Source organism: Pseudonocardia sp. 73-21, from assembly GCF_001899645.1.
In the GTDB taxonomy this organism is placed as follows: domain Bacteria; phylum Actinomycetota; class Actinomycetes; order Mycobacteriales; family Pseudonocardiaceae; genus Pseudonocardia.
The window spans coordinates 19,243-41,371 of record NZ_MKVV01000104.1 but is presented as its reverse complement, the minus strand read 5'-3'; the positions used below and the strand labels follow the sequence as shown (position 1 = coordinate 41,371).

Below are 22,129 nucleotides of genomic sequence, written 5' to 3'. Positions count from 1 at the left end.
TCACCTCACGGAGACCGCCATGTCCGCACACACCGTCACCCTCGACCTCTCACACGACGACGCCATCGACGCCGTCACCGCCGCCCTGGCCACCCAGGGCTTCGGAGTGCTCACCACCATCGACGTCCGCGCCACCCTCAAGGCCAAGCTCGGCGAGGACGTCGAGGACTACACCATCCTCGGCGCCTGCAACCCCGCCCTCGCCCACCAGGCCCTGTCCACCGACCCCGAGATCGGCCTGCTCCTGCCCTGCAACGTCACCGTCCGCCAGGCCGACGGCCACACCCTCGTCCAGGCCGTCGACCCCGCCGAACTGCTCGCGATGGCCGGCAACGGCTACCCCCACGCCGAGCTCGCCGCCGTCGCCAAGGACGCCTCCACGCGCCTGCACGCCGCACTCGACTCCCTGACCATGAGCTGAGGATCGCGGTCCTCCGCCCGGGAAGGACATGATGTGAGGCCCTGCCCGACGCCTCGACCGGGTGGTCACTCCGACGGCGGCCGGGACCCGGCCCGTGTCGTGACTTCGGGGTCCACGCGAGGCAACACGCAACGTGCCGCCACCAGCGAAGCGATGCCGAGCAGCACTCCACCCGTGACGTCGCTCGGGTAGTGGACGCCGAGCATCACCCGCGACGCCGCCACCCCCGCGACGAACACCACGACCAGCCCCACGACCGACGTCCTGAGTGCCCGCCGTGCGGCCGACAGCTCACCCAGCACGACCACGAGCACCGCACCGAACACGGCCGCGCTGCCCGCGGCATGACCGGACGGGAAGCTGAAACTAGAGGCGTGGCTCACCGGATCGATCAACACGGGCCGCGGCCGGGCGACCAGGTCCTTGACCACCGTCTCCACCCCGAGCTCCAGCAGCCGGGCCACCACGACGAAGGCGGCGGCCCGCCACCGCCGCGCGAGCAGCAGGACCACCGCAGCCACGGCCGTCACCACGTCGACCGCCACCGGACTGCCCGCGTCGGTCACGATCACCGCAACGGTCAGCAGCCAGGAGTGGGCGAGAACGTCCGCGTGGGCGTCCAGCACAGCCACCCCGTCGAGACGGGCCAGCGGCTCCCAGCCCACCACCACGGCTGCGCCGAGCATGACGAAGGCCACGACGGCGATGGCGCCGACCGCGACGCTGCGCCGGCTCATGCGCGCGGGCCGCTACCGGCTTCGCGCCGGGAACAGATCAGCGGTCGCACCGAGGTGCCGAGCAGCCGTTCGGCCGCGGCGGTCGTCGGGCCGCGCAGCCCGAGAACCACGGCCGCGGCCACCGCCGCGCCGAACAGCAGACCCACCGCGACATCGCTGGGATAGTGGACACCGACGTAGACCCGTGAGAACGCGAGGAGCAACGCGAGTACCGCAGCCACCGCACCCAACCTGCGCTGCAGGATCCACAGACCGACCACGAGCGCACCGGCGATGACGGCGTGGTCACTGGGCATCGAATAGTCCGCGCTGCACGGCAGCAGCGCCTGCGCGTCCGGCATCGCGGCGCACGGCCGGGGCCGCCCGATCAGCGTCGAGACCACGTTCTGGTTGACCAGCACCGCGGCGACGGCGGCCACACCGGTGAGGACCACGACGGCCACCTGAGCGGCGGCGTCGGGCCGGACGCGGGCCCGCAGCCAGCCGATGACGAGGAGCAGCGCGATCAGCACCGGCCCGGCCCACAGCGCGTAGACGCTCAATACCCCGTGCAACGCGGGAGTGGCGCGTGCCCAGTTGTCGACGGCGAGGAACCAGGCGGAGTCGAACGACATTCGTGCAGATCTCATTTCGGGTCACGGCAGGGCGGTCTTGGCCTCGACGGTAGATACGGGCAGGTGAAGGAACCTGATGACCGTGGCAAACGGGCAGCAAGAACACCCGACGACACCTGATCACACAGTGAGGAGCCGGCCAACCGACGGTGTACGGGGCGCATGATCACCCATCGACGGCTTCGGTCGCCGACTGTGGAGACCTGGGTAAGGGGACGGTTAAACATGGAGGAGCCCGACGTCCGACCGGCCGACCCCGTTGACTCAGCGCCGCCGATAACTGAGGCTGACCTCGCCAGCACTGAGGCTGCACTCAGAGAGGAATCCGGCTGTGGGCGAAGGTCAGACGGTGGTGCTCGGGATCATCGCGGGTGCGACGATCCTGCTCGGTCTTCCTCTGGGCCGGCTACGTTCACCAGCCCCCGGGATGCGTCTGCTCCTCAACGCCTCCGCGATCGGGGTCCTGATCTTCCTGCTCTGGGATGTGCTCGCACACGCCTGGGAACCCGTCGACGCAGCATTGGGCGCCCTGCACGACGGATCCGGCAGCCTCGGACCGGTCGTCGGCTACGGGCTTCTGTTCCTCGGTGGGCTGGCGGTCGGCCTGCTCGCCCTGGTCTCCTACGAGGGTCGCCTCGCTCGCCACCGCTCGCCCCGCGCCGCCGGGCCCGGGGCGATGCTCGCCACGGAACTGACGGGCCGCGCCGAATGGTCGCCCGCCCGACGCCTGGCTCTGCTCATCGCCGTCGGGATCGGGCTGCACAACTTCGCCGAGGGCCTCGCCATCGGCGGCAGCGCGGGCCAGGGCGAGATCGCGCTGGCCACCCTGCTCGTGATCGGGTTCGCGCTGCACAACGCCACCGAGGGCTTCGGGATCGTCGCGCCGCTGGCCGCCGCCGGTGAGCGGCCCAGCTGGAGGTTCCTCCTGCTGATGGGCGTCATCGGTGGTGGTCCGACGATCATCGGCACGGTGGTGGGCCGCCAGTTCGGCAGCGACGTCGTGAGCGTGCTGTTCCTGACGCTGGCCGCAGGCTCGATCCTGTTCGTGATCATCCAGCTCATCGGCGTCGCCCTGAAGTCCCCGCAGCGCCACCTCCTCTATTGGGGCGCGCTAGCCGGGATGGCGGCCGGATTCGTCACCGACATGATCGTGACGGCAGGCGGTGCCTGAACCGGGAGCAGCAGCGTGAACGTCGGAGGCGAGGGACGGGTGAGTCGCAACCGGCCGCCCTCGGCCTCCGCGAGGCTCCGAGCGAGGGCCAGGCCGATGCCGTGCCCGGCGGCCCGGGACGAGCGGCGCACGAACAACTCGGCATCCGCCACCTCGATCCCCGGCCCCTCGTCGGCGACATCGACGGCCAGCGCACCGGCAGCATCACGCACGGAGACCGTCACGGCACCGCGACCGTGCACGGCCGCGTTGTCGAGCAACACCGTCAGCACCTGACGGACCGCGGCCGCCGATGCCAGCGTGACCGGCAGCGCAGGGTCGCACCGCACGGTGAGGGTGCGCCCGAGATCCCGGGCCCGCCACTGGGCGCGGACCTCCTCGAGCACCGCGTCCACGTCGAGGGGATCGGTCGAACGAGGCGTGTCGCGGGCCAGTGCGAGCAGGTCGTCCACGGTGTCCTGCAGTCGGTCCGTCGCCGCGAGCCCGGCCACGATGGCCGCTCGTGGGTCCCGGTCCGGATTCTCGATCGCCGACTCCAGCTCGAGTCGCAGCCCCGCGAGCGGCGTCCGCAGCTGGTGGGAGGCGTCGGCGGAGAATGCCCGTTCCCGCTCGAGGAGCGACCCGAGCCGCTCGGCGGTGCTGTCGAGCGCACCGCCGACGGCGTCGATCTCGCCGACGCCGCTGCGCGGGCCCCGGACGCTGAAGTCGCCCTCGCCCAGCTGTCGTGCGGCTACCGCCAGCTCCTCCAACGGACGGACCAGGCGCGCGGCGTACCGACGCGCCAGCACCCACACCGCCGTGAGCGCCACCAGCGCCAGCCCTGCCATCGCCGCCCACACGAGACCCGCACGGAGGTAGACATCCGAGCGCGGGGTGCTGGCCCGCACCACGAGTGGCGGGTGGCCGACGACATTCACCGGCACCGCGACCACCAGGTCCCCGCCGGTGTCACCCGCCACGGGATCATCGCCGACCGCCGCCCGCACCGGACCGTCCGCCACCTCCGGGCCGGTGCCGACCAACCGGGCCCCCGACGTGTCGTAGACGGCGAGCGTGCCTGTGCCGTCATCGGTGATGTCGATCCCGGCGGAGCTGGGGGGGACGCGGCCGGTGGCGATGTCGGCGGCGACCGTGATCGCGGCGACGTCCGCGCCGCGTTCGAGCTCGGCCCGCTCGTCACCGAGGAGGTAGGCCGCCACCCCGACGGCGAGTGGCAACCCGAACAGGACGATCGCCAGCACCGACGCAGCCACAGCCAGCCCGGCGATCCGTCTGCGCATCGCGCGATCCTCCCAGTAGTGCGTTGTCCTGCGCGCCGCAGGCTCGGAGTTCCACGACCTCAGCGAAGGCTTGCCGCGATGAAGTCGCGCTCGTCGGGGACGAGGTGACGCTCACCCCGGCCGGGCATGGTCGGGAGCAGCGTCGTCTCCACCGGAGCCGCCGAGCCCGGCCGTTCCGCTGCGCGACGGCGCTGCCTCGCTCGTCGTGCACCGTGACGGGCCTTCCCGATCGGCGGCGGACCGGGGGCCGGGACCGGCTCGTCGTCGCGTACGTCTCCTCAGGTCCACCCGTCGAGCCCGGGGTCAGAGCACGCCGAGGGTGTTGGCGGCCACGTAACCGCCGACCACGATCAGCATCACCGCGAAGGCTCTGGTCAGGATGTCGCCGGAGAACTTGTCCGCGACGCGCTTGCCGAGCAGGCTCCCCACGACGGCGAGCACGGTGAACGGCACGACGATCCGCCAGTCCAGATGCAGCGGGGAGCCCAGCCGCGACGCCATCGACGACACCGAGTTCAACGTGATGATCAGCAGCGAAGTACCGATGGCGTAGGTCATCGGCATCCGCAGGATGATCACGAGCGCCGGGACGACGAGGAAGCCGCCGCCGACGCCGAGGAACCCGGTCATGAAGCCGACGGCCAGACCGCTGAGGACCACCTTGGTCGCCGTTGCGACGAGTCGCCCGCGGTCGACGACGACCTTCGCGGCGGCCCCTCCGGTGGGCACGGTCGGGCTCTCGCCTCCCGGTGCGGGGGCCGGTCGACCGGACCGGTTGTCGATCAGCATGGCGGCGGCCGCCACGACGGTGATCGCGGCGAAGGCGAGCAGGAGGACGCGCTGGTCGACGGCGTGGTTCAGACGGGTGCCGAGGTAGGCGGCGGGGATACCCAGCACCCCGAAGGTCAGGCCGGTGCGCCAGTCGATCAGGTCCCCACGGAGCCGCGCGAGGGTGCCGAACAGGGCGGTGATGCCGACGATGAGGATGCTGCTGGTGGTGGCACTCTGGGCGGTGAGCCCGAGGACGTAGACCAGCAGAGGGATGGTCAGCACCCCGCCCCCGCCGCCGAGCGCGCCGATGACCAGGCCCATTCCCAGGCCGAGCGCTGCCGCCAGTACGAGCATCAGCCGACCGCGTGCGGAGTGCCGCCGTCGGTGGTGATCGGCAGGCTCTGCTCGGCCCAGGCCTTCATGCCGCCCGCCAGGTTGCGGACGTCGAGCAGCAGCGCGCCGTCAGCGGCCAGGGCGCTCGCGGCGGTGGGACCGATCTGCGCGACCGGGGCGGTGCCCGTCATCGTTTCGCGTCCTCTCCGGATGCGAATACCGGGAGGTCGGTCCGCAGTCGGTAGCCGTCGTGGACGGCGATGTCGGCGGTGACGGAGAACCGGTCGCCGCGCAGGAGGGTGTGGCGCCATTCGACAGGCCGGCCGTCCGAGCAGCCGACGCGTTCGATCGCGAACAGTGCCACGTCCGAGGTGATGCCGAGCAGCTCCTGCTCGGCTGGAGTCGGCACCACCGCACGGATGTGTTCCTCGCCGGAGGTCATCGCCACCCCGCACAGTCGGGCGTACTCCGTGTAGAGGGCGGTGTGGGTGAAGTCCACGTCCAGCAGCGGGGCCGCGATCCGCTCGGGCAGCCACACCTTGTCCAGCGCGAGGGGCTCGGGCCCGGCCAGCCGGAGCCGTTCCAGATAGACCAGCGGGGTCGATTCCTCCAGGCCCAGCCGGGCGGCCATCACCCCGTCACGACGAACGTCGAGTGCGCACACCACGCTGCGCTGCGGCACACCGGTGGCCTGTACGGACTCGAAGAGGCTGTAGATCGACCCGATCCGCTGGGCGATCTCGACCGGCGCGGCGACCCGCGGGGCCCGTCCCCGTCCGGTGACGAGAACTCCCTCTTCCCGCAGGATCCGCAACGCCTGCCGGACCGTGAACCGGCTCACCTGGTACTCCTCGGCCAGCGCCAGCTCACCCGGGAACTGGTCGTCGAACGCCCCGAGGTGCAGACGCCGACGGAGGTCGACGAGGAGATGCAGCCACAGTGAGCCGTCACCGCGGGGCAGGACGCGCGGGCCGATCTCGCTCCGTCCGACCACCGGTCACCCCTCCTGCCATCATGTGGACCCTACCGCCGGAATGTACGGTCATTTGAGCCCCCCGGCAAGGACGGTCACGGTCCGCGTGGGTCCCTCGCTTCGGACGGATTGCCCGGCGGCGCCGTGAAGTGGTCGAATGGGTCCGTGACGGCAGCGAACTCCCCCGGGCGGAACACGTTCTGCGTGTGCCTGCTCGCGATGGATCAGCTGTCGGTCGACGACCGTCGGTGTCCGGCCACCTCCCAGCCTCGTTGACCTGATGGTCCAGGGCCCCGGGCCCGGATCACGTCGTCCGACACGGAAGCGTCGCCACCGATGAGCACCCCCACTCCACGCCACACCCCTGCCCCGCCGGACCTCCCGGCCCACCCCGACCCCCACGACGACGGCCGCGCGGCGGAGGCACCGGACCGAGGTCTCCTGGAACGGATCTCCGAGGCCGTTCGAGCCGCACACGCGGCCTCGGTGCCGTTCTGACCCCCCGGTCACCGACCGGTCAGGCGACGCCGCAGCGCCCCGTGATCGTGTCGATCACCGGGATCGACGGCTCCGGTGTCATCGAGTAGTCGCACTCGGCGAGCGGCATCGCGTGCCGTGCCGTGCCGTGGTCTGCGGGCACGAGGCGTACCCGTCGTAGCGGGCAGCGGGCGCCCGGCCGGCGAACTCCTTTCACCCCGAACATGCCCGGTGTCGGCAGCACCGGGTGGATGTCCATCCGGTCGAGCACGCCCTGCTCACGCCAGCAGTCCGCCGCCAGGTAGGCGATCTCCCGCGGAGCACCCGCGCACCTGATCGGCCCGGCCGGCATCATGAACACCGCCGTGCCGACCGCCACCGGGCGGATCCATGTCACGCCCTTCGGCATGACCGAGGCCTGCGGCTTCGCACCGGCCTCGAGTGGCGACGGTGGGACCCGCACCGTCTCCGCCCACGATGACGATCTCGTGTCGAGCCACGACCGACCCCTCGCGGGGCAATGTACGGACATCTTGCCGTGGGCGATCAGCGAATGAGAAAGCCAGGTATGCCGGCCTGCCGCCGATGACCACGAATACCCGTTCCGGTTGACCTGGCCCCGCCGGAGGCCTACCGTCGACGTTCAGATGTACGGACATTTGAACGGAGAGTCCGCATGTTGACCGTCGAAGTGATCGCCACGGAGGAGCTCGGGGATCGCAGCTACCTCGCGCACGACGGTGCTGCCGCCGTGGTCGTCGACCCGCAGCGCGACATCGACCGCATCGAGGCCCTCCTGGCCGAACGCGGCCTCACGCTGGAGATGGTGGTCGAGACCCACATCCACAACGACTACGTCACCGGTGGCTACCAGCTCGCCGCCCGCACCGGCGCCCGCTACGTCGTCAATGCCGATGACCCCGTCACCTTCGACCGGGTCGCCGTGCACGCCGGCGACGAACTCACCGTCGGCACGATGACCGTCCGCGTGGTCGCCACCCCGGGCCACACCTTCACCCACCTCGCCTACGTGATCAGCGACGACAGCGCCGACGGCGCAGACGCCGCACCGGCGGTGTTCACCGGCGGGTCCCTGCTCTACGGCAGCGTCGGCCGCACCGACCTGGTCGACGCCGCCCGGACCGACGAGCTCACCCGCGCGCAGTACCACTCCGCCCGTCACCTGGCCGAGAGCCTGCCGGGCGAGGCCGCGGTCTACCCGACCCACGGCTTCGGCAGCTTCTGCTCGGCGGGATCGGCCGCCGGCGGCGCGGACGGCACCATCGCCGACGAGCGCGCCCGCAACGACGCGCTGCTCGAACCCGACGAGGACGCCTTCGTCGCCCGGCTCGTGGCCGGTCTGACCGCCTACCCCGCCTACTACGCCCACATGGCCCCGGCCAACCTCGCCGGCCCCGCCGCGGTCGATCTCTCTCCGCTGCCCACCCTCGAGCCCCGCGAGCTGGCCAAACGCATCGCCGCCGGTGAATGGGTCGTCGACCTGCGCGACCGCACCGCCTACGCCGCCGAACACCTCACCGGCAGCATCGGCATCGGCCTGGGCCCGCAGTTCGCCACCTGGCTGGGCTGGGTCATCCCGTGGGGCACCCCGCTCACGCTCATCGGGGAGAGCCCGGACCAGGTCGCCGAGGCGCAGCGCCAGCTCGTCCGCATCGGCATCGACCGCCCCGAGGGCCAGGCCACCGGCACCATCGACGTCCTCGCCGACGGCCAGCCCACCCGCAGCTACGCGACCGCCACCTTCGAGGACCTCCACGCCGGACGCGGTGACCGCGCCGAGGACCCCGTGATCGTCGACGTCCGCCGCGGCGACGAGTACGCCGTCGCCCACATCCACGGCGCCCTACACATCCCGCTCCCGGAACTCGCCGCACGACTCGACGAGATCCCCGACCGGCAGCTCTGGGTGCACTGCCAGAGCGCCTACCGCGCCTCCGTCGGGGCGAGTCTGCTCGACCGGGCCGGGTTCGACGTCGTCCTCATCGCCGACGAGTTCCCCCACGCGCAGGAGCTGGGCCTCACCGCGCCGTAGCGGCGCTCCCCCGCCCGCACCGACGCCTCCCGGTCCGACCACGAGGAGTCCACATGTCAGTCCGACCCCACCGGGGGACCGCGACGACGACCGCGCCCCGTTCCGACCGGGCCTCCGCCGAGCCGCGACCCGGCCCGGCCGCAACGGCGGTGGCGAGTGTGCTGAACCGGGTCGGCCACGGCCTGCCCGGCCTGGTGCTGGCCCTCGCCGTCGCGGTCGTCGCCACCTTCGCCGGCACCGAGGTGCCGGTCGTCGGCGGACCGGTGTTCGGGATCGTGCTCGGCGTGCTGGTCGCGACGGTGCTGCGCCCCGGTGAGACGCTGCGCCCCGGGCTGGCGTTCGCCTCCCGACCCGTCCTGCAGGCCTCCATCGTCGTGCTCGGCGCGACCCTGTCCCTGCAGCAGGTCGCGCACGTCGGGGCGTCGTCGCTGCCGGTCATGCTCGGCACCCTCGCCGTCGCGCTGCTCGGCGCATGGGGACTCGGCAGGCTGCTCGGGGTCCGTGGCCCCACGCAGCTGCTCATCGGCGTCGGCACCGCCATCTGCGGCGCATCGGCGATCGCCGCGGCCCAGGCCGTCATCCGGGCCAAGGACTCCCAGGTCGCCTACGCCATCGGCACGATCTTCACCTTCAACATCGTCGCCGTGCTCGCCTTCCCGCAGATCGGCCACCTGCTCCACCTCGACCCCCACGCCTTCGGCCTCTGGGCCGGCACCGCGATCAACGACACCTCCTCGGTGGTCGCCGCCGCCTACGCCTACGGCGGCGACGCCGGCTCCTACGCCGTGGTCGTGAAGCTCACCCGCAGCCTCATGATCATTCCGATCGTCACGACCCTCGCGCTGTGGGTGGCCCGTCGCGACCCCGATGGGGATCGGCACGAGCGACGGTTCAGCTTCCGTACGCTGCCCTGGACGAAGCTCGTCCCCCTGTTCCTGGTCGGCTTCGTCGCCATGGCGGCCCTGAACTCGGCCGGGATCATCCCGTCCACCTGGCATTCCGCACTGACCTTCACCGGCACGTTCCTCATCACCACCGCGCTCGCCGGGATCGGGCTGTCGTTGCGCCTCGGCGACATCCGCCGCGCGGGGATCCGGCCGCTGCTGCTCGGGGCGGGCCTGTGGGTACTGGTCGCGGCCACCAGCCTCGGACTGCAGGTCCTCACCGGCACTCTCTGAGCAGGATTCCTAGTCGAGCTCGACGTTGAAGGTCCACAGGGCCAGCGCCTTCCCGGCGTGCCGCCAGGTGATCTGCGCGGCGCCGGCGTGGACCTCCGCCGCGACGCGGAGCGTGGCCGGCGCCGTTCCCGGTGCCGAGGCCACGGTGGCCGGCCCCACCGGCGCCAGGACGAGGTCGCGCCCGTGGTCGTCGCGGCCGGACAGGTCCGTCGCAGCGATGGCGACGCTGCCCGAGCCGGCGCTGACCAGCACGGTGAACACCGCCGACCCGCTCTCAGGCGGACCGCTCGTGCTGGCGGCCGGGGTGATGTCGGGCCCGAGCATCGTCACCCGGGCCGCGCCTCCGACGACCGTCGCATCGAGCGGCTCGCCGATGGCCAGGACCTGCGGGTGGCCGGCATCGGCCCGTTCGACCGGCGCGACGGGCGGTGCCGTCGGGACGGGAACCGCGCCCAGCCGGGCCACGACCGACGCCGCGTCCTGCGGGGCGGTCCCGGACGAACAGCCGGTCACGCCGAGCAGGACCACCAGCGTCGCAGCGGGGACCGTCCCGAGGTACCGCCTCACCGGGGAGCGGGTGCGGACGGGACCACCGGGTCGTCGGCGCTGGCCGTGGCCGGGTAGACGACGGTGCCGGACGGTGCCGGTGCCGACGCCTTGCCGCTCGGGTTGTTGTAGACGTCGGCGCCGAAGGGGCGCAGACCGTCGGCTCCCGCGAAGCCGAGGTGGCCGTCGCCGTCGCTGCCGCCCTTGCGGACCCCGAACAGGTCCTCCATGCTGCGCAGCCAGCTGTAGTGGTTGTAGGGCTGGTCGGTGACCGAGCCCGGCGTGATGTAGCGGCTGATGAACACCGCGCCGGTGATCCCACCGCCCGGGGTGGTGTCCTGACCGAAGGCCCGGAACCCGGGCTGGGTGGTGTTCGGACCGGGCAGCTCGTTGCAGCACGCCACGACCGACTGCGCCGTGTCGGTCGGCGTGTTCAGCGCCGTGGTGGTGTTGCCGGTGAAGTCGGCGATGGAGTTGCCGTACATCTTGTAGGGCGGGAACGCCTCGTCGAAGATCACCTGGATCATGCCGTCCTTCTGGAAGGCCGGCGAGGCCATGATCTGCGGCACGACCTTCTTGAGGAAGAGATCCGCGGAGTAGAGCCCACCCTGGTGGTTGTTCGGGTCACCGGAGAGGTTGTCGCCCTTGCAGGTGGCGTCGTGGGCGTCGGAGCAGTTGTTGGGGCTGATCCAGGAGAACTGCGGTGTGGTCTTCTCGCTGGCCAGGTCCTGGGCGAGGCTGTTGACCGCCGGGTGGCCGGCGGCGGCGGGCAACCCGTTGAGCGGCACCACGTTCTCGCAGTCGGCCGGGTTGTCGATGACCGAGTGGAACCACGGTGCCGGGTTGTGCTTGGCCACGTACTGGTCCTCGGCGGTGGCTCCGGCCGGGTCGGGGACACCGGCGCCGGACGGGCTGCCCGGGATCCCGCAGTGGTAGGGGTCCTCACGGCCGGGGGTGTTGCCCATGTCCTGCGCGTAGATCTTCCACGGCACGCGCGCCTGGTCGAGCTGGTTGAACAGGGTCGGCACCGACGCCGGGTACACGCACCCCGAGGACACGTTCACCTGGCCGTCAGCGGCCTTGGTGGCGGGCTTCGCATCGACGTAGGTCGGGCAGTCGTTCTGGTTGTCCGGTGCCGGGGACTGGCCGCCCACCAGGGAGATGTAGTTGTCCAGGCTGAAGTGCCCGGTGCCGTAGTACTGGCGCAACAGCAGCCCGTAGCTGGGCAGCGTCTTCCACAGGTAGTCGTTCTGGTTCAACCCCGTGAACGTCGCCTCGTACGACTTGTTCTCCAGGATGATCGTCCAGACGTGCCCGACCCGGGGAGCGTCGTGGCCACCGTCGCGGGCCTGCGCCACTCCCGGGGCGACCACCGCAAGCCCCGCCGCGGCCACCAGCGCGACCACCAGGGCCACCCACCGTGGCCTCGCACCGCTTCCCGCAATTCCTGCCATTACCGATGGGCTCCCTCGTCGCACGCACCGAACGCCGCCCGTCCGGTGCGCGAAGCATTCATACCCCGATCGAGTGACGGTAGGTCTACAACCGGCGCGGGGATGACCAGCACGTGAACAGTGCCGCGCATTGCGATAAACCGGACTCGCGCCCCGAGAATCACGAACAGCCGAATCCCACCGGACGGCGTGCGGGCAGCCCGTTCCCGACGATTCCGGGGACTACTGCTCCCGGGCCCCGAGCCGTCCGGAGTAGATCGAGTAGCCGTCCACCCGGCGGGCGACCGCGGTGGCCAGCGCCGTCGCGACCACCAGCGGCACCATCAGCCCGAACCCGGTGCGGGTCAGCTCCAGGACCAGCACCAGCGCCGTCAGCGGCGCCTGCATGCCCGCCCCCAGCATCGCCGCCGCCCCGACCAGCGCGAACACCCCCACCGGCGTGCCCGGCCACAGCGCCGACCACACGATCCCCAGGAACCCGCCCAGCGCCGCCCCGGTGGCCAGCGTCGGCGTGAGCAACCCACCCGACGCGCCGCTGCCCAGGCACAGCGCCGTGACCAGCGGCTTGAGCACGAACAGCGCGAGCAGTAGCCACACCCCGCTCGTGCCGAGGAACGCCTCCAGGGCGATCCCCTTCCCGTTGCCGAACAGCTGCGGGAGGAACTGCCCGACCCCGGCCAGCACCCCGAACGCCACGAGCGGCGCGATCAGCACGACCTTCCCGCGGGCCCGGTGGTGCGACACGACCGCGACCAGCCGGATGAACCCGACCGCCACCAGCCCGATCACCGGCCCGGCGACCACCGCCCACACCGCGGCCGACGCCGTGACCGGGTAGTCGGGCACCCCGAGGTAGGTGGCCTGCGCCGGCAGGTACACCCACGCCGTCACGGTCGCGACCCCCGAGCACACCAGCGCCGGCAACGCCACGGGCAGCGTGATCACCCCGATCATGATCTCCGCGGTGAACAGCGCCCCGGCCAGCGGAACGTCGTACACCGCGGCCAGCCCCGCCCCCGCGCCGCACGCCACCAGCAGCCGCCGCTGCCCCGCGTCCATCCCCGTCCAGCGCGCCAGCAGGCTCCCCGACACCGCGCCCATCAGCTTCGGCGCCGCCTCCCGCCCCATCGACGCCCCGAGCCCGATCACGATCTCCGACAGCACCGACGTGCCCAGGCTGCGCGGCCACGACAACGCCGACCCGAACCACGCGGCCTCGTCGGCCTCCGCCCGCTGCCCCCTCGTGAAACGCCGCAACAGGTACCAGCCCACGCCCCCGATCACCCCCGCCACGGCCAGCGCGACCGCCCGCCGCAGCCCCGACGCCTGCTCCACGCCGGAGGCGAAGCTCCCACTGTCGTAGCCGAACCCGATGTGCTCCACGGTGGTCAGCAGCGCCATCATCGCCACCCCGAACAGCCCGGCCGCGACACCGGTCAGCACCACCGCCACCCACAACCGGACGGTCAGTGCCGCCTCACCGTCACCGACCGCGTTGGGCTGCTCCGTCGCGCCACGTCCGGAAGCGATCCGGTAGCGGATCAACGGCGGTGGGACCCGGACCCGTTCCGACGGGGGATCGACCGCTTCGGGCATGCCCGAAGCCTAGGACGACGACCGGTCTGCCACCATGCAGATGTCCGGACCATTGGAGGACGCGATGACGCTGGCCTACCTGCCCAGCCCACCCCAGGGCGTCTGGTACCTCGGGCCCGTCCCGATCCGGGCCTACGCGCTGTGCATCATCGCCGGCATCGTCGTGGCGGTCTGGCTCACCCAGCGCCGCTGGGAGGCCCGGGGCGGGCGCCGCGACGACGTCCTCGACGTCGCCATGTGGGCCGTGCCGTTCGGCGTCGTCGGCGGCCGGCTCTACCACGTCATCACCGACCCCGAGTTCTACTTCGCCCCCGGCCAGCAGCCCATCCGCGCCCTCTACATCTGGGACGGCGGGCTGGGCATCTGGGGCGCGGTCGCGCTCGGCGCGGTCGGCGCCTGGATCGGCTGCCGCCGCCGCGGCATCGCGCTGGCCGACTTCGCCGACGCCATGGCCCCCGGCCTCGTCCTGGCCCAGGCCATCGGGCGCTGGGGCAACTGGTTCAACCAGGAGCTCTACGGCGGTCCCAGCACGCTGCCGTGGGCACTGGAGATCGACCCGGCGCACCGCCCGCCCGACACCCCGCTCGTCGCCACCTACCACCCGACGTTCCTCTACGAGTCGCTGTGGGACATCGGCGTCGCGGTCCTGCTGATCTGGGCCGGGAAGCGCCGGCTGCTCGACAACGGCCGCCTGTTCGCCCTCTACGTCGCCGCCTACACCGTCGGACGGGCCTGGATCGAGGCCCTGCGCGTCGACCACGCCAACCACTTCCTCGGCCTGCGCCTCAACGACTGGACCAGCCTCGCCGTCTTCCTCGCCGCAGCCGGCTTCCTCGCCTGGCGTCGGCGCCCGGCCCCGGTGACAGGTAACGGTGCCCCCGGCCCGGCCGATCAACGACCGTGAACACCGGGGACGGCCACCGCCCACGGCGGCCGATCCGCTGGACCGACCGCCTGATCGGCTCGACCCTCGTCGCCGCGGCGGTGACGGCGGTGATCCTGGTTCTGGCCCGACCGGCCGATCCCTCGCCGCCGGCCCCCGCCCCACAGCAGGCGGCACCGTCGCTCTCCCCGACCGCCCGGCTCGCCCTCGACACCCAGGACTGCCTCAAGACCACGCAGACCGTCGAGGACCTCTCCCAGGCCGTCTCCGCCGCCGGTGGCGCCCGGGGACCGGACGTCGTCGCGGCCGCCGACCACGCCGAGACCCGCATGGGACGACGCCTGGCCACGCGGAACGACCAGCTGCACGCCGTGTTCGCCGACCTCAAGGACGCCATCGCGCTCCTGCAGGACGCCGCCCGCAACGGGAAGGGCGGCAACGCGGCCATCGACCGCGTGCTCGCGCTGACCGACACCCTCGACGCCCGCTGCCAGGCCGCCCTCGTCCCGACCGGAACGGCATCCCCACCGACGAGCTGACCCTGCGTCGTTGCCGACCGACCTGTGTGCGGCTAAGCTTACCGTTCGTGTCAGCTTACGGAGATGCGGGGTTGGGTCTGCTCGGCGATCCGACCCGCCGTGCCCTCTTCGAGCTGCTCGCCCGCGGGCCCCGCTCCGTCCAGCAGCTCGCCGACCAGCTGCCGATCAGCCGGCCCGCGGTCTCCCAGCACCTGCGGGTGCTCAAGGACGGCGGGCTGGTCGTCAGCCACGCCGAGGGCAACCGCCGCATCTACAGCCTCGACCCCGAGGGCGTGACCGCCCTGCGGGCCTGGCTGGACGGGGTCTGGAGCGATGCCCTGGCCGGTTTCCACAAGGTCGCCGAGACGGCGACGTCACCCGATCCCGGGCAGGAGATCTCATGACCACCTCAGCGCCGATCCCTCCGATCACCGGCACGGTCACCGTCGCGGTACCGATCGACCAGGCCTTCCGGGTGTTCACCGGTTCGATCGACTCCTGGTGGCCGCACCAGTTCCACATCGGAGCGGCCGACGTCGCCGAGGTGATCCTGGAACCCGGCGTGGGCGGCCGCTGGTTCGAGCGCGGCGTGGACGGCACCGAGTGCGACTGGGGCCGCGTACTGCTCTGGGAACCGCCCCACCGCCTGACGTTCACCTGGCAGATCAACGGAACGTGGCAGTTCGACCCCGACCCCGAGCACGCCAGCGAGATCGACGTCCGGTTCACCGCGAACGGACCGCACGACACCACCGTCACCGTCGAGCACCACCACTTCGAACGACTCCACGGCGGCGGCACCATCAACGACGCGATCCAGGGCGGCGGTGGATGGACGCTGCTGCTCGACAGCTTCGCCAAGACCGTGGCGGACCTGCCGTGAGCACGGCGGTGGACACGATGAGCCTCGCCCACGACGAGCGGGCCGACCTCGCCGACCTCCTCGGGACACTCACCCCGGCCCAGTGGGAGGCGCCGTCACTGTGTGCGGGATGGCGCGTCCGCGACGTCATCGCGCACATGTTCAGCTACGAGGAGCTCGGCATCGGTGGGCTCGTCCGCCGTTTCGTCAAGGGCGGCGTGAACTCGGACCGCGTCAACGCCGCCGGAGTCTGCGCCTATGCCGATCGCAGCACCGACGCCCTGATCGAGCTGGTCCGCCACCACCTGCGGCCCCGCGGGCTCACCGCCGCCTTCGGTGGCCGGATCGCCCTCACCGACGGCGTCATCCACCACCAGGACATCCGCCGCCCGCTCGGCCTGCCCCGTGTCATCCCCGCCGACCGGCTGCTCACCGCCCTGTCCTTCGCCCGTACCGCCCCACCCATCAGGGCGTCGCGGCGGATCCGCGGACTCACCCTGGTCGCGACCGACCTCGACTGGAGCACCGGGAGGGGACCCGTCGTCGAGGGCCCGGCGGAGTCCCTGCTCATGGCCATGGCCGGACGCCGCGGCACCGCGCAGGAACTCACCGGCCCGGGCCAGCCGGTCATCGCCCGCCGCCTGGAGCCCTGACGGGGCCGGGCCCGAGATCGCCGCCCGCGGCCTGCGTCACCGCACGGAGCATCACCAGCCCCTCCACCGCCGCCGGGGTGATGTGCCCACCGACGTCGCGTGAGCGCCGGCAGGTCCTCCGCCGCCCCCGGCCCGAGACCGCGGGCAGATGTCGTCGGCGGCGGCCCGGATCCCCGCCACCGCCTGCTCGGCGCGAGTGGTCAGGCGCGACGGAACAGCCGACGCCACCCACCACCCGAGCTCGACGCCGGTGCACAGCTGCAGCGCTGTGCCGCCGGGACCCCGGCCAGGACCTGCTCGACGTGCTGCCCGCACCCGCGGTAGGTGGCCTTGCCGCACGTCCGGCACGTCGCCCGCTGACACATGTGAACCTCCGAAGTCGACCGATACCCTGTTGGGTATCCGGCATACAGGGAAGCATACCCCCAGGGGCATCCTCGGACGAGGAGCGGGCATTGACGACCGAGGACGATGTCGTCCGTGGAGAAGCTCGTCCTCTCCCTCTCCCTCTCCCTCTCCCCTGGCCGACGTCTGACCGACGGGCCTCACCGCAGCACGAAGGTGGTCATGGGTGACACTGCCGTGGTGAGCACAGCCCCCGACCACCCGCGCCTCGTTCGGCGGGGCCGCGCGCTGGAGTACACGACCCTGGGCTGGAACGTGGTGGGCGTCGCCGTTCTCGCCGTCGCCGCGGTCGCCGCGGGTTCGGTTGCGGCCGCCGGCTTCGGGCTCGACTCGCTGATCGAGATCGGCGCCTCCACCGTGGTGCTCTGGCAGCTCGCCGACACCGCCGACCCGCGACGACAGCACCGGGCGACCCGGCTGATCGGGGCCTGCTTCGTGCTGTTGGTGGTCTACCTGGTCGTGCAGGTCGCGGTCGTCCTCGCTGCCGGTACCCGGCCGGCTCCCTCCCCGGCCGGTATCACCTGGACCGCGGCGACTTTCGTGGTGATGCTGGCGCTGGCATCGGCCAAGACCCGCACCGGCACGGCTCTGGGCAACCCGGTTCTCCTCGCGGAGGGCCGGGTCACCCTCGTCGACGCGTTCCTCGCCGGGTCGGTGCTGGTCGGCCTCATCCTCAACGCCGTCCTGGGCTGGTGGTGGGCCGACCCCCTGGCCGGCCTCGTGATCGTCTACTACGCCGTCCGGGAAGCACATGCGGCACTGCGCCCACGGGCGCTGCCGTGACCAGCGCGAAGCCGGAGCGAGCTGCGGGTCAGCGGTCAGGCGCAGGTAGGAGCTTCACGCCACGGTGGTGAGGAAACATCCGCCCGGCCTCCTCGTCGTCGACGGTTCGAGTCGACCATCCGCGGCGGATCACACGCGGGTCAGTGCCGATGGTGCTCCCCGTCGGGATTGCCGCCCATCATCCGCAGCATCGGCACTCCGCCCGAGCGCACGAACCGCACCACCAGCGCCACGGCCAGCACCAGGAACACGATGTTGAGCCACGTCGTGTAGTTCCAGGAGATGCCCTCGTCGGGCAGGTGCGCGCCCGCCCGGTCGGGCACCAGCCCGAGGCCGCCGAACAGCAGCTCCACGACGTAGCCGGCGATCGCCGCCGTGAGAGAGAACGACGCCCCGAGGAACAGCGCCATCTTCAGACCGTAGTAGCGCCGGTAGATGTTCAGCACCGGGACGATGATCAGGTCGGCGAAGATGAACGCCACCACCCCGCCGAAACTGATCCCCCCGGTCCACAGCACCACGGCCAGCGGCACGTTCCCGATCGAGCACACGAAGCTGATCACCGCGACCAGCGGCCCGACGATGGGCCCCCACGCCGCGGCTGCGGCGGGGTGATCGGTGAGGAAGATGCTCTGCCAGAAGGCGTCGGGCACCCACGCGCCGATGGCGCCGGCGATGACCAGGCCGGCAACCAGGTCCTTCCAGATGGCCGCCCACTCCATCACGAACACATGCGACACCGACGTGAACGCCTCCGGTGAGAACAACCGCCGCAGCAGAGGTCCGCCGCCCTGGACCGACATGTCCATCGCGGCGTGGCCCTCCATCGACCCCGCGAGCCCCTTGTCGGCCTCCGCGCGCGCGGCGTCGAGGAGCCGCCGGCGCAGGAACAGCCGGAACAGCACCGCGAGCGCCACGATCATGACCGGCCCACCGACGAACTCGGCGACGGTGAACTGCCAGCCCATCAGCAGCGCGAGGATCACCCCCAGCTCGATCACCAGGTTGGTCGAGGCGATCTCGAACGCCATGGCCGCGGTGAAGTCCGCGCCCTTGCGGAACAACGAGCGGGCCAGCGCCACCGCGGCGTACGAGCATGACGAGGACGCCGCCCCCAGCCCGGCGGCCAACGCGAGGGTGCGTGGCCGGTCGTCACCCAGCAACCGCACGATCGCCGACCGTCGCACCACCGCCTGCACCACCGCCGACAGCGCGAAGCCGAGGATGAGTGCCCAGAGGATCTCCCACGTCATCGATCCGGTCAGGCGCAGCGCATGACCAACGGCATCCATCGGAACTCACCTCACTACCTAGGGGGGTATAGCGAGGTCTACGCTCGACAACCCCAGACGTCACATCGGAGGTCTGGTCACGGCCCGCCTGACGACCATCTGACGATCTCGCCGACCGGCTGACCGGGGTGCGGCGAGCACCGATGGGCAGGATGTGAGCCTCCTCCGACGCGACCGGCGACCCGACCCGACCCGACACGCGAAGCCGGTGCGGTGGGTCGACGGCCTGGCCGGCGCGCGCTGCTCGGCGGCGCCATCGCCGTGACGGTCCCCATCGCCCCGGCCGTCATCGCCAGGCCGCATGCGGCGGTGTCCGCGGCAGCGGCGCCCACCGTCGCGGCCGGACCTGGCCGACGGCGCCACCACCACGGCGACCGACGAGCTGCTCGAACCTCATCGACCGGCTCGACGCGAGCTGCCAGGCTGCACTCGCCCCCGGGAGCGGGGCCGCACCGACGTCATGACGGCGGCGGCACCCTCGGTGTCGGAGTACTCCCGGTCGGGGTAGGGGTCGGGGCCGGGGTCGTGGGCCGCTGAGTGACGGTGGGCGTCGCCATCCCCGGGGTGGGCACCCCGGTCAGCGGCACGGGCGCCGACTGCGACTCCACGCCACAGCCCGCCAGACCCACCGCGAGCCCGAGTGCCGCCAGACCCTGCACCAGAGCCGACGCCCTCACGGCGCCCCCACCGGCAGCTCCACGACGAAGCGTGCCCCCCCACCGGGGCGATCCTCGACCCACGCCGACCCGCCGTGCCGTGCGACGTGCTGGGTGACCAGGGCCAGCCCCAGTCCACTACCGGCGTCATCACCCCGCCGGCCGGCCCGGACCCCGCGGGCGAACCGCTCGAAGACCTGCCTGCGCAGCTCGGGCGGTATCCCGGGGCCCGCGTCGTCCACCTCGATGCGGGCTCCGGCCGTGGAGCGGAGCACCGCCACCCGGACCGGCCCGCCGGCGTACTTCTCCGCGTTGTCGAGCAGGTTCGCGACGACGCGGTCCAGCCGTCGGCGGTCGCCCTGCACGGCGGGCGCGGCACCGTCGATCTCGACGACCGGGCACGGGTGCAGACGCACACGCGTGACGTGGTCGACCAGCTCACCGAGATCGACCGTCTCCACCGCGGCGTCGTCGATCTGGTGGTCGCGCGAGATCTCCAGCAGATCGACGACCATGCGCTGGAAGCGGGTGACCTCCGCCAGGAGCAGCTCCACCGCCCGGCCGGCGGTGCCGGTCATCTCGTCGCGGCGCCGGTGCAGCACCGCAGCTGCATTGGCCATGGTCGTGAGCGGGGACCGGAGCTCGTGGCTCACATCGCCCGCGAAACGGGCGTCCTGGCGGACTCGGTCCTCGAGCTCTTCCACGGTCCGGTTGAACGTCGTGGCCATCCGAGCGAGATCCGGATCGTCCTGGGCCGGTAGGCGGGCCTGCAGGTCGCCGCCCGCCACGCGGGAGGCCGCCCGGGTCAGTTCGGTGAGGGGCCGCAGCGCCCGCTTGCTGGTCCACAGGCCGATGGCGATCCCGAGCAACGTGCTGGCGGCCACGCCCCCGATGAGGACGGCGCTGATGTAGCGGAACGCGCGGTCGATCTGCGTGAGGGGGAACAGCTCGACGTAGGTGCTGCGGTCACTCGACACCGGCAGCGTGACGGCGAGGACGGGCACTCCCTCGACGACCAGCCGCTGGCGCGCGGGAACCCCCTGCTCACCGAGCGCCAGGAGTGGTGTGGGCAGTCTGGCGGGGTCGATCTGCCGTCCGCTGGTCAGCCAGCCCTGCGTGCGCTCCAGGAGGACACTGGAGTCGGAGTCGGTGGTCAGGCCGGTGAGCAGGTCGCCCAGACCGCCCGAGCCCTGATGCAGTGCACTGTCGACGAGGCGGACGTTCACCTCGGCCTGGGCCGTCGCGCTCATCTCACGCTGCCGCAGCATGTACCCGGACGCGAGGTTCCAGGTGACGACGGCGAAGATCCCGGTGATCATCAGCGATCCCAGCCCGAAGGCGACCGCCACCCGCCAGCGCAGCGAAAGCCTCGTGATCCGCACCCTCGTCACCGTTCCTCATGCGAGCCCGCCGGCCTTGTAGCCACGACCGCGCACCGTCAGTACGCACGTGGGGTTGTCGGGATCGCGTTCCACCTTCCGCCGCAGCCTACGGATGTGGACGTCGAGCAGCCGGGTGTCGCCGAAGTAGTCATACCCCCACACCCGCCGCAGCAGCTCCTCACGGGTGACCACCCGGCCCTCCGCCATCGCCAGCTCCATCAGGAGCCCGAACTCCGTGCGGGTCAGGTGGACGGGGGCACCCCCGCGGAGAACGGCCTCCTCCGCCGGGTAGATCTCGACCTCCCCGACCCGGATCACGGGCCGCGGCTGCGTGGACGCCGGATGACGGCGACGCAACAGCGCCCGGATGCGGGCCGCGAGCTCGCTGGCCATCAACGGCTTCGTCACGTAGTCGTCGGCGCCGGCCTCCAGACCGGCGATGACATCGGAGGTGTCGGTCCGGGCCGAGACGATGATGATCGGCAGCTCGCCCTGGCCCCGCAGTCTCCGGCAGACCTCCAGGCCGTCGATCCCCGGCAGCATGAGATCCAGGAGTACGACGTCGACCTCCGTCGTGGCCAGCAGGTGCAGGGCCTCCTCCCCGGAGGCCGCCTCCACGACATCGCAGCCCTCGTCCGCGAGTGCGAGGCCCAGGGCGAGCCGGATCCGCTCGTCGTCCTCGACCATGAGCAGCCGGGCGCGTACCTCGGCGTTCCCCCGCCCCATGGTCGACGGGCGGGGAAGCGGGCTGGTCACGTCCACCATCCCGACGGATACGTGGCCCATCGCGGATCGGGTCCCTCGTCGTCCGGAGGAGGTGGGCCGGTCGGGTCGTCCGCAGCCAGGGCGAACACGAGCCACACGACCCCCAGGCCGGCGACGAGGACCAGTGCGGTCCCGCCCACCACCCACGCGGGCAGGACGAGGAGAACGACGGCGAGTACCCAGCCGGGGACCAGATCCCCGTCCGGCGGGCCCGTGGCGCTGCACCGCTGGTGCCAGAGCACGAACGCCTCGCCGAGCTGCGGGTCGTCCGCCACGAGGCGCCGCTCGATCCCGGTGAGCCGACGGGTGTCGGGATCCACGTGCCC

The 22,129-nt window shown here is 72.0% G+C and carries 24 protein-coding genes; 10 read left to right on the top strand and 14 right to left on the bottom strand.

The features are described from left to right. The first annotated feature begins 19 nt into the window (after nt 1-19). Nucleotides 20-421, top strand: coding sequence for a DUF302 domain-containing protein (locus BGP03_RS33330; RefSeq protein ID WP_296374578.1), 402 nt, complete (start codon nt 20-22; stop codon nt 419-421). Between the two features lie 65 nt (nt 422-486). Here BGP03_RS33330 and BGP03_RS33325 read toward each other — a convergent pair whose 3' ends face one another. Together BGP03_RS33325 and BGP03_RS33320 are read right to left on the bottom strand one after the other, a co-directional pair. Then, complete coding sequence (locus BGP03_RS33325) at nt 487-1,158, bottom strand: phosphatase PAP2 family protein (RefSeq protein ID WP_298799336.1); 672 nt, start codon at nt 1,156-1,158, stop codon at nt 487-489. Further along, nucleotides 1,155-1,772 carry a phosphatase PAP2 family protein gene (locus BGP03_RS33320; protein ID WP_298799337.1) on the bottom strand — a complete coding sequence of 206 codons (618 nt, stop codon included), beginning with the start codon at nt 1,770-1,772 and terminating at the stop codon, nt 1,155-1,157. The genes BGP03_RS33325 and BGP03_RS33320 overlap by 4 nt, the downstream gene beginning before the upstream one ends. Before the next feature lie 331 nt (nt 1,773-2,103). Here BGP03_RS33320 and BGP03_RS33315 point away from each other — a divergent pair, with 331 nt between their 5' ends. Next, nucleotides 2,104-2,943: a ZIP family metal transporter gene (locus BGP03_RS33315; RefSeq protein WP_296374572.1), complete on the top strand. Its 840-nt coding sequence runs from the start codon at nt 2,104-2,106 to the stop codon at nt 2,941-2,943. Here the strand turns inward: BGP03_RS33315 and BGP03_RS33310 are convergent. From BGP03_RS33310 to BGP03_RS33290, 5 genes are all read right to left on the bottom strand, one after another. Then, nucleotides 2,871-4,223, bottom strand: coding sequence for a HAMP domain-containing sensor histidine kinase (locus BGP03_RS33310; protein ID WP_296374570.1), 1,353 nt, complete (start codon nt 4,221-4,223; stop codon nt 2,871-2,873). The two genes, BGP03_RS33315 and BGP03_RS33310, sit on opposite strands and share 73 nt — an antisense overlap. 303 nt (nt 4,224-4,526) lie before the next feature. After that, a complete protein-coding gene (locus BGP03_RS33305; RefSeq protein ID WP_296374569.1) occupies nt 4,527-5,348 on the bottom strand; it encodes a sulfite exporter TauE/SafE family protein in 822 nt (273 codons plus the stop codon). After that, the gene (locus BGP03_RS33300; protein WP_296374567.1) at nt 5,348-5,518 is read right to left on the bottom strand and encodes a hypothetical protein; all 171 of its coding nucleotides are present in this window, start codon (nt 5,516-5,518) and stop codon (nt 5,348-5,350) included. Before BGP03_RS33300 ends, BGP03_RS33305 begins: the two co-directional genes overlap by 1 nt. Then, entirely contained in the window at nt 5,515-6,321 is an 807-nt protein-coding gene (locus BGP03_RS33295; protein ID WP_296374565.1) for a GntR family transcriptional regulator, read from the bottom strand. The genes BGP03_RS33300 and BGP03_RS33295 overlap by 4 nt, the downstream gene beginning before the upstream one ends. Before the next feature lie 496 nt (nt 6,322-6,817). Continuing rightward, nucleotides 6,818-7,174, bottom strand: coding sequence for a hypothetical protein (locus tag BGP03_RS33290; RefSeq protein ID WP_298799338.1), 357 nt, complete (start codon nt 7,172-7,174; stop codon nt 6,818-6,820). 279 nt (nt 7,175-7,453) lie between these two features. On the opposite strand from BGP03_RS33290, the gene BGP03_RS33285 reads away from it, so the two are divergent. Further along, complete coding sequence (locus BGP03_RS33285) at nt 7,454-8,830, top strand: MBL fold metallo-hydrolase (protein ID WP_298799339.1); 1,377 nt, start codon at nt 7,454-7,456, stop codon at nt 8,828-8,830. A 158-nt stretch (nt 8,831-8,988) separates the two neighbouring features. Further along, nucleotides 8,989-10,008 carry a putative sulfate exporter family transporter gene (locus tag BGP03_RS33280; protein WP_298799340.1) on the top strand — a complete coding sequence of 340 codons (1,020 nt, stop codon included), beginning with the start codon at nt 8,989-8,991 and terminating at the stop codon, nt 10,006-10,008. A gap of 9 nt (nt 10,009-10,017) precedes the next feature. Here the strand turns inward: BGP03_RS33280 and BGP03_RS33275 are convergent, their stop codons facing one another. From BGP03_RS33275 to BGP03_RS33265, 3 genes are all read right to left on the bottom strand, one after another. Continuing rightward, nucleotides 10,018-10,575: a hypothetical protein gene (locus BGP03_RS33275; RefSeq protein ID WP_298799341.1), complete on the bottom strand. Its 558-nt coding sequence runs from the start codon at nt 10,573-10,575 to the stop codon at nt 10,018-10,020. Then, a complete protein-coding gene (locus tag BGP03_RS33270) occupies nt 10,572-11,969 on the bottom strand; it encodes an alkaline phosphatase family protein (RefSeq protein ID WP_298799342.1) in 1,398 nt (465 codons plus the stop codon). Before BGP03_RS33270 ends, BGP03_RS33275 begins: the two co-directional genes overlap by 4 nt. A 261-nt stretch (nt 11,970-12,230) precedes the next feature. Next, nucleotides 12,231-13,604: a chloride channel protein gene (locus BGP03_RS33265; RefSeq protein WP_298799343.1), complete on the bottom strand. Its 1,374-nt coding sequence runs from the start codon at nt 13,602-13,604 to the stop codon at nt 12,231-12,233. Between the two features lie 40 nt (nt 13,605-13,644). Here BGP03_RS33265 and lgt point away from each other — a divergent pair, with 40 nt between their 5' ends. The 6 genes from lgt to BGP03_RS33235 all read left to right on the top strand — a co-directional run bounded on the left by lgt (nt 13,645) and on the right by BGP03_RS33235 (nt 17,708). Further along, entirely contained in the window at nt 13,645-14,508 is an 864-nt protein-coding gene (gene lgt, locus BGP03_RS33260) for a prolipoprotein diacylglyceryl transferase (RefSeq protein WP_298799344.1), read from the top strand. Continuing rightward, the gene (locus BGP03_RS33255) at nt 14,505-15,026 is read left to right on the top strand and encodes a hypothetical protein (protein WP_296374549.1); all 522 of its coding nucleotides are present in this window, start codon (nt 14,505-14,507) and stop codon (nt 15,024-15,026) included. The genes lgt and BGP03_RS33255 overlap by 4 nt, the downstream gene beginning before the upstream one ends. Before the next feature lie 47 nt (nt 15,027-15,073). Next, nucleotides 15,074-15,409, top strand: a complete 336-nt coding sequence (locus BGP03_RS33250; protein ID WP_296374547.1) for a metalloregulator ArsR/SmtB family transcription factor — start codon at nt 15,074-15,076, stop codon at nt 15,407-15,409. After that, on the top strand, nt 15,406-15,888 hold the full coding sequence (locus BGP03_RS33245) for an SRPBCC family protein (RefSeq protein WP_298799345.1): 483 nt from the start codon (nt 15,406-15,408) through the stop codon (nt 15,886-15,888). The genes BGP03_RS33250 and BGP03_RS33245 overlap by 4 nt, the downstream gene beginning before the upstream one ends. Further along, entirely contained in the window at nt 15,885-16,520 is a 636-nt protein-coding gene (locus BGP03_RS33240; RefSeq protein WP_363094961.1) for a maleylpyruvate isomerase family mycothiol-dependent enzyme, read from the top strand. The genes BGP03_RS33245 and BGP03_RS33240 overlap by 4 nt, the downstream gene beginning before the upstream one ends. A gap of 567 nt (nt 16,521-17,087) precedes the next feature. Next, a complete protein-coding gene (locus BGP03_RS33235) occupies nt 17,088-17,708 on the top strand; it encodes a cobalt transporter (RefSeq protein WP_298799346.1) in 621 nt (206 codons plus the stop codon). A gap of 140 nt (nt 17,709-17,848) precedes the next feature. Here BGP03_RS33235 and BGP03_RS33230 read toward each other — a convergent pair whose 3' ends face one another. From BGP03_RS33230 to BGP03_RS33215, 4 genes are all read right to left on the bottom strand, one after another. Continuing rightward, a complete protein-coding gene (locus BGP03_RS33230; RefSeq protein WP_296374542.1) occupies nt 17,849-19,000 on the bottom strand; it encodes a permease in 1,152 nt (383 codons plus the stop codon). Between the two features lie 673 nt (nt 19,001-19,673). After that, entirely contained in the window at nt 19,674-21,038 is a 1,365-nt protein-coding gene (locus BGP03_RS33225; RefSeq protein WP_363094958.1) for a HAMP domain-containing sensor histidine kinase, read from the bottom strand. A 15-nt stretch (nt 21,039-21,053) separates the two neighbouring features. Continuing rightward, nucleotides 21,054-21,764 carry a response regulator transcription factor gene (locus tag BGP03_RS33220; RefSeq protein WP_296374682.1) on the bottom strand — a complete coding sequence of 237 codons (711 nt, stop codon included), beginning with the start codon at nt 21,762-21,764 and terminating at the stop codon, nt 21,054-21,056. Between the two features lie 26 nt (nt 21,765-21,790). Beyond that, complete coding sequence (locus tag BGP03_RS33215; protein ID WP_298799347.1) at nt 21,791-22,123, bottom strand: DUF3040 domain-containing protein; 333 nt, start codon at nt 22,121-22,123, stop codon at nt 21,791-21,793. Nucleotides 22,124-22,129 lie beyond the last annotated feature (6 nt).